This is a genomic window from Gracilibacillus dipsosauri (genome assembly GCF_003176895.1).
In the GTDB taxonomy this organism is placed as follows: domain Bacteria; phylum Bacillota; class Bacilli; order Bacillales; family Amphibacillaceae; genus Gracilibacillus; species Gracilibacillus dipsosauri.
Window position 1 is genome coordinate 375793 of the sequence record NZ_QGTD01000008.1, and the last position, 14338, is coordinate 390130.

A 14338-nucleotide genomic window follows, 5' to 3' on the forward strand; every position below is an offset into this window, starting at 1 on the left:
GCAGCGAAAAAATAGAGCCTTATAAGGAGGCTCTGTTTTTTCGCTTCTTGTTATTTGCATTTCCCTCAATCACTCGAAGATGTGGAGCGTTTTTACGATGCTTGAGTGGGGATTTATTTGCTGTGAAAGTCGGTTTTGGTTTAGTTGCTGTACTGCTTTTTCGTGTAAAGTTTGTTTTATATTTTTGCTTGGATTGTTTTACCGCTTTACGATATTTTTTAAGCTCATTAGTCGATCTTTTTCGGAGAAAGAGAAAGTAGAACGCGCCAAATATAATGGCACCAATAATTAAAGAAAATAAAAGACTTCTAATTAATCCAAATGTGTCTGTAAACAATGTGACGGTGAAACCAATCGCAGCTAATCCGATAAATAGATAAACTAGCCAAGTACTCCAATTTCTAGACATCACATGTCCTCCTTTCAAGATGCTACGGTCTTTAAATGCTTGTTATTTTAGTTATACCCGATTTTATATGGTAATTATACAAAAATAATCAACAAATTTGAAAAAATGACTGTCTCCAGCGAATTATATTGGATTCATAACTACATAGATGCAGGATAAATAATAACGCTTACATATCCTTATAGACTAATTTCATTACTTACTTCTATTTTATTAGAATTTTTCGATTTTGACCAGATATCTTTTTAATATGGGATGAAAAAAGCCTATATTGGTTATTCTAGGGTTGAGGTGATATTGATGCGTTATCAAAGAAAGAGAGAAGAAGAAAAGGGACAATCTCTTATTTCCAAAGTGGTTAGTATTGGTTTTTTTGGTGGATTAATCTGGAGTGTTGTTGCTTCTGTTGCAGCTTATTTTCATTTTACCTCTGTCTCGCCTAAATCGTTTATCTTGCGTTCATGGCTACAGACTGACTGGACAGATCAATGGCTAGGTCAGCTTATTTCTATCTTAGTCGTCAGTCTATTATCCATAGGTATTGCGTTTCTTTACTATTTTATTCTAAAAAAAATCAGAGGCATCTGGATAGGTATAGGATTTGGTGTGGTTCTATGGTTTATTCTCTTTTGGCTATTTGAGCCGATTTTTCCCAATATACCAACCATTTTTAATATGGATAGTGATACGATTGTTACAACAGTATGTCTTTTTATTTTATATGGTGTATTTATTGGTTATTCGATATCTTTCTCCTATCAGCAATATAAAGATGAAAATTAAACGGAAAATATGTTACTATGAATAATATTGATATTGTTGGATGAGGATGGTGGAGTCCTAATGGGGAAGATCTTATTACTAAATGGCCCAAACTTAAATAGATTGGGAAAGAGAGAACCAGACATATATGGTAAGGAAACATTGGATGATGTCGAAAGGGATGTAAGAAAAGTTCTTCAAAGATATTCTCATGAGTTAGATGCTAAACAGTCGAATCATGAAGGAGAGCTCATCGATTGGCTTCATGATGCCAATGATCATTATATTGGAGTGATTTTTAATCCGGGTGCTTACACTCATACTAGTATTGCGCTTAGGGATGCCATACAATCGATAAACGTACCGGTGATTGAAGTACACATTTCAAATGTTCATAGTAGAGAATCCTTTAGACATACATCCCTTTTAGCACCGGTTTGTCAAGGCCAAATAGTTGGACTTGGTACAAAAGGCTATCAAATGGCAGCGATCTTTTTAGGTGAAAGGAATGGGGAGGAAAAAAATGAGTAGATTAAACCAATTACGTCAGCAGCTTAAGGATCATAACTTAGATGCAATGCTTATTACAAGCGCAGTCAACAGACAGTACATAACTGGATTTACAGGCACAGCAGGAGCAGCTGTCGTCACAAACGATCAAGCGTTTTTCATTACTGATTTCCGTTATACGGAACAAGCGAAAGATCAGGTGAAAGGCTTTACCATAATCGAACATAAAGAACCCATCCCAAAGGTTGTAGGAAATATTGTAAAAGATTATTCGATATCGACAATTGGATTTGAAAAAGCAACATTGTCCTATGAAGGATATGAACAATTTGATGCAGAAATCGATGCGGAATTTACCCCAACAAGTGGAATCATCGAAAAAATTCGCTTGATTAAATCGGAAGATGAGATTACTATATTAAAGGATGCGTGTAATATAGTTGATCGTGCTTTTGAGCATATTTTGAATTACATAAAGCCAGGTGTGAAGGAAATAGACATTGCCAATGAACTTGAGTTTTTTATGAGACGAAATGGTGCACAATCTTCAAGCTTTGATATTATTGTTGCATCAGGTTACCGTTCAGCACTTCCGCATGGTGTAGCTTCTGATAAGGAAATAGAAGCAGGAGAGCTTGTTACAATGGATTTTGGTGCGCTCTACAAAGGTTATTGCTCAGATATAACAAGAACGGTAGCAGTTGGTGAAATTTCTAGTGAGCTAAAAGAGATATATGATACGGTATTGGAAGCACAGATAAGAGGCGTAGCCGGTATTAAGCCAGGAATAACTGCAAAAGAAGCAGACGCTCTGACAAGAGATTATATAGATAGCAAAGGGTTCGGCAAATACTTCGGTCATTCTACTGGTCATGGTCTTGGATTAGAAGTTCATGAATCGCCAGGATTGTCATTTAGATCTAATCAAGTATTGGAAAAAGGCATGGTTGTCACAGTTGAACCAGGCATCTATATCCCTGAAATCGGTGGATGTCGAATTGAGGATGATATATGGCTAACAGAAAACGGAAACGAGCGGTTAACCCATGCACCAAAAGAATTAATTACGCTTTCGGTATCGTAATATATTGACAAAATAATGTACAAAATGGAACAGAGTTGGAGGAGGAATTTGAATGATTTCAGTAAATGATTTTAAAACAGGTTTAACGATAGAGGTAGATGGTGATATTTGGCAGGTTATGGAGTTTCAGCATGTTAAGCCGGGAAAAGGGGCGGCGTTTGTTCGTTCTAAACTACGTAATTTAAGAAATGGTAATATTCAAGAGAAAACATTTCGTGGCGGAGAGAAAGTAAACAAAGCCCATATAGAAAATCGTAAAATGCAATATTTATATGCTTCAGGGGATACTCATACTTTTATGGATACGTCGAGTTATGAACAAACAGAGTTACAAGCAGGTCAAATTGAGCGAGAATTGCAATTCTTAAAGGAGAATATGGAAGTTAATATTCTCACATATCAAGGAGAAACAATCGGAGTCGATCTTCCAAATAATGTAGAGCTCACTGTTACGGAAACTGAGCCTGGTATTAAAGGGGATACAGCTAGTGGTGGTACTAAACCAGCCACTTTGGAAACTGGCTTAACGGTACAAGTACCCTTCTTTGTTAATGAGGGTGACGTACTTGTTATAAGCACTAGTGATGGTAAATATGTGTCCCGCGCCTAATAGATGAATATTCGATAGTAAAAAGAGCTACAGGGCAATGATGTCTTGTAGCTTTTTTGTGTTTTTAAAAACTACATGAACACAGAATGGAATGTAAGAAAAAGGTATAGAACGTCTTCTTTTTCTCTATTAACAAAAATATCATCTAGGTTATATCTAACAATTAAAAGCATAGAATGTAAAAGAAAAAGTTATGTTGAAATGAGGCAATATGATGGAAACCATACTCTCTTTACTACCCATTGCAATCGCAACAGAGATTGATCATTACCTTCAAGCAAAACAAGTTGTACCAGAAGAGATTCGACTTCGCATTAATCGGCCAATTGAAATTAATACAGGGAAAAGTGTTATGTGGTTATCCCATGTAAGAACTTCCAAAGAAGATGCTCAGTCCATATTAAATAGAATAAGCGATTATTCTCTCTATCGATTAGAAGAAGAATTAAGACAAGGTTATATAACGGTGAGAGGTGGACATCGAATTGGGATTTCTGGTTCCGTAATTATAGAAAATGGCTATGTAAAGGCAATCAAGCACGTGTCTTCTTTTAATATTCGACTAGCAACCGATAAAGTGGGAATCACCAAATCGTATTTACCCTATCTTTACAAAGAACATTTTTTAAACACACTCATCATTGGACCCCCACAGTCAGGGAAGACGACTTTTCTTCGAGATCTAGCTCGATTTGTTTCTACAGGTACAAAGGAAATGAAAGCACATAAAACCGCAATAGTGGATGAACGCTCGGAAATTTGTGCCGCAACAGAAGGAGTTCCGATGTCCTCCATAGGACTTCGTGTAGACGTTTTGGATCGTTGTCCTAAATCAGAAGGTATGATGATGTTCGTACGATCGATGTCACCTGATGTGATTATTGTGGATGAAATTGGTAGCGATAAAGATGTACAAGCCTTAATGGAAGTGATGAACGCAGGAATAAACTTAATTTGCACGATTCATGGAAAAGACTTAAAGGATATCCAGAATCGACCTGCGATCACACCACTTATAAACGCCGAAATTTTTGACAGATTTATTGTTTTATCAAATAAACATCATACAGGAGAAGTCCTAGACATATTAGACAGTAAGGGACATCCGATATTGGAGAGAGTGAACCAATCATGAAATGGATCGGGGCTATTTTGATTATTATTACATTTTTTTGGATAGGGATAGAGTTTGCCAATAGAATGGAGAAACGACCGAAGTTAATTCGGACATTAAAAAATGCTTTATTAATATTGGAAGCAGAAATTGTATATAGTCAAACAGCTGTACAGGATGCGTGCATTCATATTTCGAAACAAGTTCCGCAACCAATTGCCTTATTTTTTGAACAGGTTGGGCTTCGATTAAAAAACGAGAACAGAGAGCTTTATTCAATCTGGGAGCAGGAGGTAGAACTATTTTGGAATAGTGTTCCCTTATTCTCTGATGAAAAAGAGATTATGAAACAATTCGGTAGAACACTTGGGCAGCATGATACGGTTCAACAACAAAAATATATTCAATTAGCATTAACTCACTTGAATAATAAACATACAGAAGCGGAGGAAATGTACCAACGTTATGGGAAGATTTCCAAAAGCTTAGGTTTTCTAACAGGAATATTGATTGCTTTACTCTTGCTATAGAGAGGGGATAACGGATGGTTGGCGATACTAGTATTCTTTTTCAAATTGCTGGAATCGGGATAATCGTTGCCATGATTCACACAGTTTTGAAACAGATGGGAAAAGAGGAATTTGCACAATTTGTTAGTTTAGTTGGCTTTATTATTGTACTTTTGTTCGTACTAAACAGTATATCGGATTTATTTCAGCAAATTAGAGCCGTATTTTTCTTTAAAGGATAATGCATAATGGGGATTATTGAAATTGTTAGTATCGGTATTATCGCTGCAATTTTCGTTCTGCTTTTACAAGAGAAACAACCAACGATCGCATTTTTAATCATTTTACTCACCGTACTTTATTTATTTATCTATTTAATTCAATATGTGCAGGAAATTTTGCAACTTGTTACCTATTTAGGAGAGCAGGCAAATATTCATCACTTTTATATTAAAACGATTCTACAAATTATAGGAATTTCTTATATAGCAGAAATCGGCTCAAATATTGTCAAAGATGCAGGATTAGAGTCGATTGCTTTAAAAATCGAACTAATTGGTAAGGTGTTTATCATAATATTAGCCATTCCTATTTTTAAATCATTGATTGAAACCATTATCAATCTTTTTCCAATCTCGTAATGATGGAAGGAAATCTAAAATGAAGCCATTTCCCAAAATTTTATTCATTGTTTTCGTATTAATCGTAATAGGACAACCCCTTGAACTAGTGGCATCCCAAAATAAAGGTATTTTAACAGGATATGAGTCATTATTAGAAGGAAGCGAATTGGAAAGCTATTGGCAGCAATTAAGCAAAGAGTATAGTCATGTCCTGCCAGAACTTGAGAAAAATGATTTTTGGTCAATGGTACACAGTGAAGGAAATATCAGTATAAAAGATTGGCTAAAAGGGTTTTTACGATATTTTCTCTATGAATTAATGGAAAATGGAAAATTGCTTGCCACTTTAATGTTATTAACTTTATTTTGCTTGTTGCTTCAAACGATTCAAAACGCTTTCGAAAATCAAGTGGTGAGTAAAGTAGCTTATGCCGTTGTTTATATTATGCTAATCATTATTGCACTGCAAAGCTTTCAGTTAGCTACTAACTATGTATTGGATACGATAAATTTATCGAAGAATTTCTTAATTGCATTACTACCATTATTACTCGGTTTATTAGCATCCCTCGGGCATTTATTAACGATCTCTTTTTTTCATCCAATCATTATTTTCTTAATTCATGTAAGTGTTTTTGTTGTTTCTAAGCTAATTGTTCCTTTATTTTTATTGTCTGCTATTTTGCAAATTGTTAGTACCCTGAATCCAGAATTTAAAGCAACAAAGCTAGCTAATCTCATGAAGAACATAGGGATTAGTATTATGGGGATTCTATTAACTGTTTTCTTGGGAGTTATTTCTGTTCAAGGTGCAGCAAGTGCGATTCAGGATGGCGTAGCAATGAAAACTGCGAAATTTGTAACAGGAAATTTCATCCCTGTCATAGGAAGATTGTTTACAGATGCTACCGATACTGTCTTGAGTGCGACTATCTTAATTAAAAACGCAATTGGCTTAATAGGTGTTGCGATATTGATCGGTATCGTCATGTTTCCTGCTATAAAAATATTAGTAATATCCATCATGTATAAGGTTACCACAGCAGTACTACAACCTGTAGGTGATGGTCCTGTTATTGAATGCTTGGATATTATTGGTAAACATATTCTTTATCTATTCGCAGCACTTCTATTGGTTTCTTTTATGTTTTTTTTTACGATTGTTATTTTAATCATAGCAAGCAATCTTACGGTAATGGTGAGATAAAGGGAGGAAGTGATTTTGGAATTTCTTTCAGGCTGGGTATTACAAATTGTAATTTTTATCATTTTGGCGATGGTAGTTGATTTAATACTGCCAAGTTCCAAAATAAAACAATATGCCAAGCTCGTTATTGGGCTACTTCTTATATTAATTATCTTACAGCCAATCCTATCCATTTTTAAAGTGGATGTAGAACAACTGATTTCACCTGTTTTTCAAACCTCAACTAATTCGAATTTAGAAGCCGAGATAGAAAATCAAACAAATCAAAAGAAAAATGAAATAGAATCGATAAATCGTGCATATGTATTACAAGAGATGGTTGTCCAGATGAAAAATTTAGTAGAAGAGGAGTTGAATCAAGATTATCAATCAGCAATAGATCATTTGGAAGTAGAGTGGAAAGAGGAAGAAACTGCTGAAACAACAGAAGACATTACCGCAATATATGTGCAGTTAAAGCCATTCCAAGAGGGAAATTTGGAAACAGTAGAAAAAGTAGAGATTAACATCGGGGAATCTGAAAAAGAATTGGACAATGAATCTTTTGATAATCAAGAAATTATTGATTTTTTAGCCGAACAATGGCAGGTAGAGGCAGATATTATTCATGCGAGATGGAAGGAGGAATAAGGTGGTTGAATGGTGGAAAAAAATACTTTCTTCTTTAAAAATATCTGATAAGAAACCAAATAAAATACATTACATTGTGTTAATAGGATTAATCGGTATATTCATATTGTTAGTAAGTAATTTACTGGGTTCCGATCAATCAAGTGAATTACCTAATTATTCTTCTTCCTTACCTCAGTCTGAAAGTGAAGATTCAAAAGAGGTATGGAAACAAAAGGATGCTAATAATGCATCTGAAAAAATGGCAGGAATTGAGGAGGCGTATGAAAATGATTTAGTAGCTTTATTAGAGAAAATAACCGGTGTATCCAATGTGGAGGTAATGGTGAATCTTGATGCAACCAACGAGAAGGTTTATCAAAAAAATTTAATCATTGGTTCACAAGTGACAAATGAATCTGATCAAAATGGTGGAACGAGGAAAATAGAAGATGAGACTAGGGAGCAAACAGTTGTCATCATTCGCCAAGGAGAAGAGGAAGTTCCCTTACTTGTGCAAACAAAGAAACCAGAAGTTAGAGGTGTTTTGATTGTTGCAAATGGAGTGGACAACCTAGAAGTTAAGAAATGGGTGATGGATGCTGTTTCAAAAGTTCTTGATGTTCCAGCACATCGCATCTCTGTTCAGCCTAAAAATAAATAAATCATTTGGGAGGTAACACTATGTTAAAAAAACAAACAGTTTGGTTATTAACAATGTTAAGCTTAATGGTTGTTTTAAGTATTTATTACTTAAATGCACCGAGTGAAGGGGATCTTGCATATTTTGATACAGAAGATGTAGAAGGTGATCAAACGACATCCCAATCCTTAACAGAGATCACTAATAAGGAAGAGACAACTAACGAAGAAGGTAAAACGGATGAGGATGCAACAGAGGAAGCAGATAGTTCTACCGTTAATTCTGATGAGTTTTTTGCAGCTGTGAGAATGGAAATTACGAATCAAAGAAGCATGGAAAAAGAAAGACTTGAGAAAATTGTTTCATCAAACGACGCTTCAACAGAAGAGAAAAATGAAGCATATGAAGCGATGAAAGAAATTGAATACGTAGAATCAAAGGAAATGATTCTAGAAGATACATTAAAATCAACAGTTGGCTATGACCAGGTGCTTGTCCGTAACATGGAAGGGGACAATATAGTCGTAACGGTCCAAGCAGACTCTTTAACACCGAAAGAAGCAAATACTATTATCCAACATACAAAGGATGAATTTGGTGAAGTGGATGTAGAGGTAGTCTATCAAACGAGCTAATGATAAAGGCGACGACGCTAAACATAATTTTCGGTTCTTTATCCCTACAAACGGTTAGCGTTTTTGTAAATATATTTAAAATGGTCGAAAATCCGGGCATGTATTCAGTAATGAGGAGAATTTCTGAATCAGTTCGGATTTTCTCATTTTAACTTAAACAATTGTTCGTTATAAAGCTGGATTAAAATCTATAGTTGCAGTTTTACAATTGTTTGCGTAAAATGTTATAAGGAGTTATTAGTACCTGTTATTAAATGTAACTTAAGAGAAAGGGTGCAGATACATGTTATCTATCCAAGAAATGGAAGCTTTGATTGATAAACTAGATCAATCATCAATTGATGAATTTTCATACGAAGCAAATGGAGCAAAAATTAAATTAAAAAAACATCATTCTGTTGTACAAACTGTGACGAATGAAGCGGTACATATACCACAAACGCCACAAATAAAGGAACAGGTTGCTCCATCTATTGAAAAGCCTAGCCAATCAGAGCAGGCTACAGTTCAAGAGGAAAAACCAGTGGTAGAATCAAAGGATTATGATTTTGAAGTGGTATCACCAATGGTAGGTACTTTTTATAGTTCTCCTTCCCCTGATAAGCCTGCTTTTGTACAGGTAGGGGATCAAGTAAGTGAGAACACCGTTATTTGTATCGTAGAAGCAATGAAATTGTTCAATGAAATCGAAGCAGATGTAAAGGGTACTGTAACAGAAGTGTTAGTAGAAAACGGTGAATTAGTAGAATATGGTCAGCCGTTATTCCGTATTAAGACCGTATAAGGGGATGAAACTGTGATTAAGAAACTCTTAATTGCCAATCGTGGAGAAATAGCAGTCAGAATCATTCGTACTGCTAAAGAAATGGGAATGGAAACTGTCGCTATCTACTCAGAAGCGGATAGTGAAGCCCTACATGTACAAATTGCAGATGAAGCATATTGTATTGGACCGAAGTTGAGCAGTGAAAGCTATTTAAACTTTACCAACATTATGAGTGTTGCGACATTAACACAAGCTGATGCGATTCATCCGGGGTATGGATTTCTTTCTGAGAATGCTGATTTCGCTGAGATTTGCGAAGCTTGTAATGTGACATTTGTTGGTCCTAGTGCTTACGCTATTCAAAAAATGGGAACAAAGGATGTTGCCAGAGAAACCATGAAAGAGGCAGGTGTTCCTGTAGTTCCAGGTTCTAATGGCATTATCGCCGATGAAGAAGATGGATTAAAAGTGGCTAAACAAATTGGCTTCCCAGTTATTATTAAAGCAACTGCTGGTGGTGGCGGAAAAGGAATTCGTGTAGCTCGTAACGAAGAAGAACTTGTAAAAGGTATACAAGTGACACAAAATGAAGCAGAGAAAGCATTTGGAAATCCAGGTGTCTATATAGAAAAATATATCGAAGACTTTCGCCATGTAGAAATACAAGTATTAGCAGATAATCATGGAAATGCTATCCATCTAGGTGAACGTGATTGTACAGTGCAAAGACGTCTTCAGAAGCTAATAGAAGAAACACCTTCTCCCGCAATAAATGATGCCATGAGAGAAAAAATGGGAGAGGCTGCAGTGAAAGCAGCAAAAGCAGTAAACTATTCTGGTGCTGGTACAATTGAATTTATTTTTGATAATAAAGAAAATAAATTCTACTTCATGGAAATGAATACACGAATTCAAGTAGAACACCCAGTTACAGAAATGGTGACAGGTGTTGACTTAATAAGAGAGCAATTACTTATTGCGAATAACGAGAAGTTATCCTTCGAACAAGAGGACATAACCTTTAATGGTTGGGCAATGGAATGTAGAATCAATGCCGAAAACCCTGAAAAGGACTTTATGCCATCACCTGGAGAAATTAAAATGTATTTACCACCAGGCGGTCTAGGGGTACGCGTCGATTCTGCAGTATATCCTGGTTATAAAATTCCGCCCTATTATGATTCCATGATCGCAAAGTTAATCACTTACGGAAAAACGAGAGAAGAAGCGATCAAAAAGATGGAACGAGCACTAGATGAGTACATCATAGAAGGGATCCATACAACCGTTCCTTTCCACCGAAGAATGATGGTCCATCCAGTGTTTAAAAATGGTGATTTTAATACAAGATTTTTGGAAAAGTATAGTATAATGGAAGAAGAATAAAAAATTATTTATCCTCATAGTTAGGAGGGATAATAATGGCAGAGAACAATTTATTAGATGTTGGTCAATCTCCGCAGCTTGGTAAGGTAGAAATTTCACCAGATGTGCTTGAAGTAATCGCAGGATTTGCCACTTTAGAAGTAAAAGGTGTTTCGAGCATGAGAGGGAACTTTGCATCTGGTGTGGCCGAGAAGCTGGGCAAAAAAGCACACGGAAAAGGAATCAAAGTAGAATTGAGAGACAGTGGTGTAACTGTTGACGTTCATACAGTGATTGACTATGGCTTCTCTATTCCTAAGGTTGCTGAGCAGATTCAAACAAGCATTAGACAAGCAATAGAGAATATGACTGCAATCTCTATTCAAGAGATAAATGTACATGTTGTGGGAGTACACATGGAACAAAATCCAGAAGAGTTAACTGAGTGAAAAATAAGGCTCAAGCTGATTAAAATTAATCGGCTTGAGCCTCTTTGTTCTCTGATTATGTTACAATGCCATCTCAATCAGCCACAAAATCAAAATTGAGAAGTTAAGTATTACTTATAAGGTTCTGAAAAAGCAACTACTCAAAAGATGAAAGTCTTACTTTTTCGAAAGTGGTGTATAAAATTATTAAGGTCTTTTTCCATTATATAATTGGTAATCAAGCGTATAACATGATATTATTTGTAAATGAACCTAATGTGTCGGAAATTGGCATAGATCGTGATAAGGAGTATGGAATAAATGAAGCGGAGAATGGCACGTGAAAAAGCATTGCAAGTATTATTTTCAATTGATCAATCAGATTTTGATGCAGAAGAGTCTATGAAGTACATTATAGAGGACGAGTCCGATGATTTTCTGATAAGAATTGTCCATGGTGTCGTGAACCATCAACAAGAAATCGATAAGAAGATTTCTCAACATTTAGAAAAATGGTCACTACAACGACTTGCGGCAGTGGAAAGAACATTATTAAGAATTGCGACATATGAATTATTTTATGATAAAGATGCACCAGAGAATGTTGTCATCAATGAAGCGATTGAAATTGCTCATGTCTTTGGTGATGACCATTCAGGAAAATTTATAAATGGTGTACTTTCAAAAATGTTAAGGGGGAATTAAAATGTCAGCAGAAGTTATCTATGGCAGTGAACTGGCTCAATCGATGAGAGATGAAATGAAAGAAGAGGTTGTGAAATTAAGAGAACAAGGAATCGTACCAGGGCTAACAGTCATTTTGATTGGGGAGGACCCTGCTTCTAAGTCATATGTTCGAGGGAAACAAAAGGCATCTGATTATGTTGGGGTAGATTCCGATCTCATGACACTTCCAGAGAGTACTACTGAAGAGGAGCTACTATCCCTTATAAAGAAATTAAATGAACAAGAGACGGTACATGGTATTCTTGTCCAATTACCACTTCCGAAGCATATCAATGAAGAGAAAATCATCGAAGCGATTTCTCCAGAAAAGGATGTAGATGGATTCCACCCGATCAATATTGGACGAATGATGACAGGAAAAGATACCTTTTTTCCATGTACGCCATTCGGTATTATCCAAATGTTAAAATCAAAAAATATTGAAATAGCTGGGAAGCATGCTGTCGTTATCGGTCGAAGTAATATTGTAGGAAAGCCAGTTGGACAATTATTACTAAATGAAAATGCTACCGTAACCTATTGTCATTCCAAAACTAATAATATGAAGGATTATATAGCTTCCGCAGATATCCTTATAGTAGCGGTAGGTATAGAGCATTTTATAAATGGGGATTTTATTAAAGAGGGTGCAGTTGTGATTGATGTAGGTGTTAATCGAACGGCAGAAGGTACTTTAACAGGCGATGTTAACTTTGATTCTGCCAAAGAAAAGGCAAGCTATATTACGCCAGTACCTAAAGGGGTAGGTCCAATGACTATCACGATGCTGTTACATAATACGATTAAGTCTGCCAAAATTGCTCACGGTGTATATAACGGATAGTTAGAAAACAATGAAATTCATTGGCTATGCTTTTATACTATCTGCGAACAAATAAGTGCATTTAGATAGTATAAAAAGGTCATTCAACCACAGATGTTTGGGAATGGCCTTTTCTCTGCTTAAACAATTAAACGATAAAAGTGAGTGTGACGGATGGAACATAAGTACCTAACAGTTACAGCGTTGACTAAATATATAAAGAAAAAATTTGATGTGGATCATCATTTAACGAATGTTTACCTTAGAGGCGAGATTTCTAATTTTAAGCATCATAGTCGCGGTCATATGTATATGACGATCAAAGATGATATGGCAAGTATTCGAGCGGTAATGTTTCAAGGACAGAATAGCTTACTCAAATTCAAGCCGGAAAATGGTATGAAGGTGTTGTTACAAGGAAATATTAGTATTTTTGAAGCGAGTGGTCAGTACCAATTATATATTCAAGATATGCAACCAGATGGTATTGGTTCTCTTCATCTTGCATATGAACAACTGAAGGAAAAATTAAGACTAGAAGGACTGTTTAATACAGAACATAAAAAACAACTACCAACATTTCCAAAGAAAATTGCAGTGCTGACCTCACCAACTGGTGCTGCCATAAGAGATATTGTGACAACTCTAGAACGAAGATATCCGTTAGTTGATCTCATCATTATTCCAATCTTAGTACAAGGGAAATTTTCTGCAAAATCAATTGTGGAAGGGATTGAAAAAGCGAACAAGCTTACCGGTATTGATACCATTATTCTAGGGCGTGGTGGAGGATCCATAGAAGAATTATGGTCTTTTAATGAAGAGATTGTCGCAAGAGCTATTTTTGTATCTGAGGTTCCAATTATCTCTGCTGTTGGTCATGAAACGGACTTTACTATTAGTGATTTAGTTGCAGACGTCCGGGCAGCAACCCCAACAGGAGCTGCAGAATTAGCTGTTCCATCTAGATTGGATCTTTCTGAACGAGTGATACAGCTGAATAGAATGTTAGAGCATTCATATCAACAACAATTAAAGCAAGCAAACGAGAAGCTTCAACGGATCAAACAAACCACTGTTTTTCGTTTTCCGAAGCGATTTTTAGAAGAAAAAGAACTATTACTTGATCGGATCGTTGAAGAGCATCAACAAAAAACGGAATTATTCATGAAGGCGAAAAAGGATAGATGGAATTTGCTCCATACACAGCTTCAATACGTTCGGCCTCAATTAATCATTCGACAAAGAAGAGAGCGATGGTTACAATTTGATGAAAGACTAAAAAATAATATAGTAAGGATTCTGCAAGATAAAAAAATCCAGTTTACTAATAAACTAAATCAATTAGAATTATTAGACCCAACAAAGATTATGCGAAGAGGTTATTCTATTGCGTATTCCAATGAAGATGAGATTATCTATCAATCAGAACAACTATCGATAAATGACGAAATTAAGGTAAAGTTATCTGATGGAGTTATCCACGCTAATGTGACTAAAATAGAGGAGAAGTGA

The 14338-nt window shown here is 35.7% G+C and carries 19 protein-coding genes; 18 read left to right on the forward strand and 1 reads right to left on the reverse strand.

The window, feature by feature from the left end; translation table 11 throughout:
- Positions 1-19: 19 nt before the first annotated feature.
- On the reverse strand, positions 20-409 hold the full coding sequence (locus DLJ74_RS08870; RefSeq protein ID WP_054859299.1) for an SA1362 family protein: 390 nt from the start codon (positions 407-409) through the stop codon (positions 20-22).
- 300 nt (positions 410-709) lie between these two features.
- Between DLJ74_RS08870 and DLJ74_RS08875 the strand changes: the two genes are divergently transcribed.
- The 18 genes from DLJ74_RS08875 to xseA all read left to right on the forward strand — a co-directional run bounded on the left by DLJ74_RS08875 (position 710) and on the right by xseA (position 14338).
- Positions 710-1192 (forward strand): YqhR family membrane protein, encoded by a 483-nt coding sequence (locus tag DLJ74_RS08875; RefSeq protein WP_109984190.1) that lies wholly within the window; start codon positions 710-712, stop codon positions 1190-1192.
- 60 nt (positions 1193-1252) lie between these two features.
- Positions 1253-1702, forward strand: a complete 450-nt coding sequence (aroQ, locus tag DLJ74_RS08880; RefSeq protein ID WP_109984191.1) for a type II 3-dehydroquinate dehydratase — start codon at positions 1253-1255, stop codon at positions 1700-1702.
- On the forward strand, positions 1695-2765 hold the full coding sequence (locus tag DLJ74_RS08885) for a M24 family metallopeptidase (protein ID WP_109984192.1): 1071 nt from the start codon (positions 1695-1697) through the stop codon (positions 2763-2765). Before aroQ ends, DLJ74_RS08885 begins: the two co-directional genes overlap by 8 nt.
- A 52-nt stretch (positions 2766-2817) precedes the next feature.
- Entirely contained in the window at positions 2818-3375 is a 558-nt protein-coding gene (gene efp / locus DLJ74_RS08890) for an elongation factor P (RefSeq protein WP_109984193.1), read from the forward strand.
- Positions 3376-3589: 214 nt separating this feature from the next.
- Positions 3590-4510, forward strand: a complete 921-nt coding sequence (spoIIIAA, locus tag DLJ74_RS08895) for a stage III sporulation protein AA (RefSeq protein ID WP_109984194.1) — start codon at positions 3590-3592, stop codon at positions 4508-4510.
- On the forward strand, positions 4507-5019 hold the full coding sequence (gene spoIIIAB / locus DLJ74_RS08900; protein ID WP_109984195.1) for a stage III sporulation protein SpoIIIAB: 513 nt from the start codon (positions 4507-4509) through the stop codon (positions 5017-5019). The genes spoIIIAA and spoIIIAB overlap by 4 nt, the downstream gene beginning before the upstream one ends.
- 14 nt (positions 5020-5033) lie before the next feature.
- Entirely contained in the window at positions 5034-5240 is a 207-nt protein-coding gene (gene spoIIIAC / locus DLJ74_RS08905) for a stage III sporulation protein AC (protein WP_054788890.1), read from the forward strand.
- A gap of 6 nt (positions 5241-5246) precedes the next feature.
- Positions 5247-5639 carry a stage III sporulation protein AD gene (gene spoIIIAD, locus DLJ74_RS08910; RefSeq protein ID WP_054788891.1) on the forward strand — a complete coding sequence of 131 codons (393 nt, stop codon included), beginning with the start codon at positions 5247-5249 and terminating at the stop codon, positions 5637-5639.
- Positions 5640-5658: 19 nt separating this feature from the next.
- Complete coding sequence (spoIIIAE, locus tag DLJ74_RS08915; RefSeq protein WP_109984196.1) at positions 5659-6828, forward strand: stage III sporulation protein AE; 1170 nt, start codon at positions 5659-5661, stop codon at positions 6826-6828.
- 15 nt (positions 6829-6843) lie between these two features.
- On the forward strand, positions 6844-7458 hold the full coding sequence (gene spoIIIAF, locus DLJ74_RS08920) for a stage III sporulation protein AF (RefSeq protein WP_054859304.1): 615 nt from the start codon (positions 6844-6846) through the stop codon (positions 7456-7458).
- A gap of 1 nt (position 7459) precedes the next feature.
- Positions 7460-8101, forward strand: a complete 642-nt coding sequence (gene spoIIIAG, locus DLJ74_RS08925) for a stage III sporulation protein AG (protein WP_054859305.1) — start codon at positions 7460-7462, stop codon at positions 8099-8101.
- A 20-nt stretch (positions 8102-8121) separates the two neighbouring features.
- Positions 8122-8715 carry a SpoIIIAH-like family protein gene (locus DLJ74_RS08930; protein ID WP_109984198.1) on the forward strand — a complete coding sequence of 198 codons (594 nt, stop codon included), beginning with the start codon at positions 8122-8124 and terminating at the stop codon, positions 8713-8715.
- A 283-nt stretch (positions 8716-8998) separates the two neighbouring features.
- A complete protein-coding gene (accB, locus tag DLJ74_RS08935) occupies positions 8999-9499 on the forward strand; it encodes an acetyl-CoA carboxylase biotin carboxyl carrier protein (protein ID WP_109984199.1) in 501 nt (166 codons plus the stop codon).
- A 12-nt stretch (positions 9500-9511) separates the two neighbouring features.
- A complete protein-coding gene (gene accC, locus DLJ74_RS08940) occupies positions 9512-10867 on the forward strand; it encodes an acetyl-CoA carboxylase biotin carboxylase subunit (RefSeq protein ID WP_054788893.1) in 1356 nt (451 codons plus the stop codon).
- Between the two features lie 35 nt (positions 10868-10902).
- Positions 10903-11295, forward strand: coding sequence for an Asp23/Gls24 family envelope stress response protein (locus tag DLJ74_RS08945; protein ID WP_054859308.1), 393 nt, complete (start codon positions 10903-10905; stop codon positions 11293-11295).
- A gap of 300 nt (positions 11296-11595) precedes the next feature.
- On the forward strand, positions 11596-11979 hold the full coding sequence (gene nusB / locus DLJ74_RS08950) for a transcription antitermination factor NusB (RefSeq protein ID WP_054788894.1): 384 nt from the start codon (positions 11596-11598) through the stop codon (positions 11977-11979).
- A gap of 1 nt (position 11980) precedes the next feature.
- A complete protein-coding gene (gene folD, locus DLJ74_RS08955) occupies positions 11981-12844 on the forward strand; it encodes a bifunctional methylenetetrahydrofolate dehydrogenase/methenyltetrahydrofolate cyclohydrolase FolD (RefSeq protein WP_109984200.1) in 864 nt (287 codons plus the stop codon).
- A 153-nt stretch (positions 12845-12997) separates the two neighbouring features.
- Entirely contained in the window at positions 12998-14338 is a 1341-nt protein-coding gene (gene xseA, locus DLJ74_RS08960; RefSeq protein ID WP_109984201.1) for an exodeoxyribonuclease VII large subunit, read from the forward strand.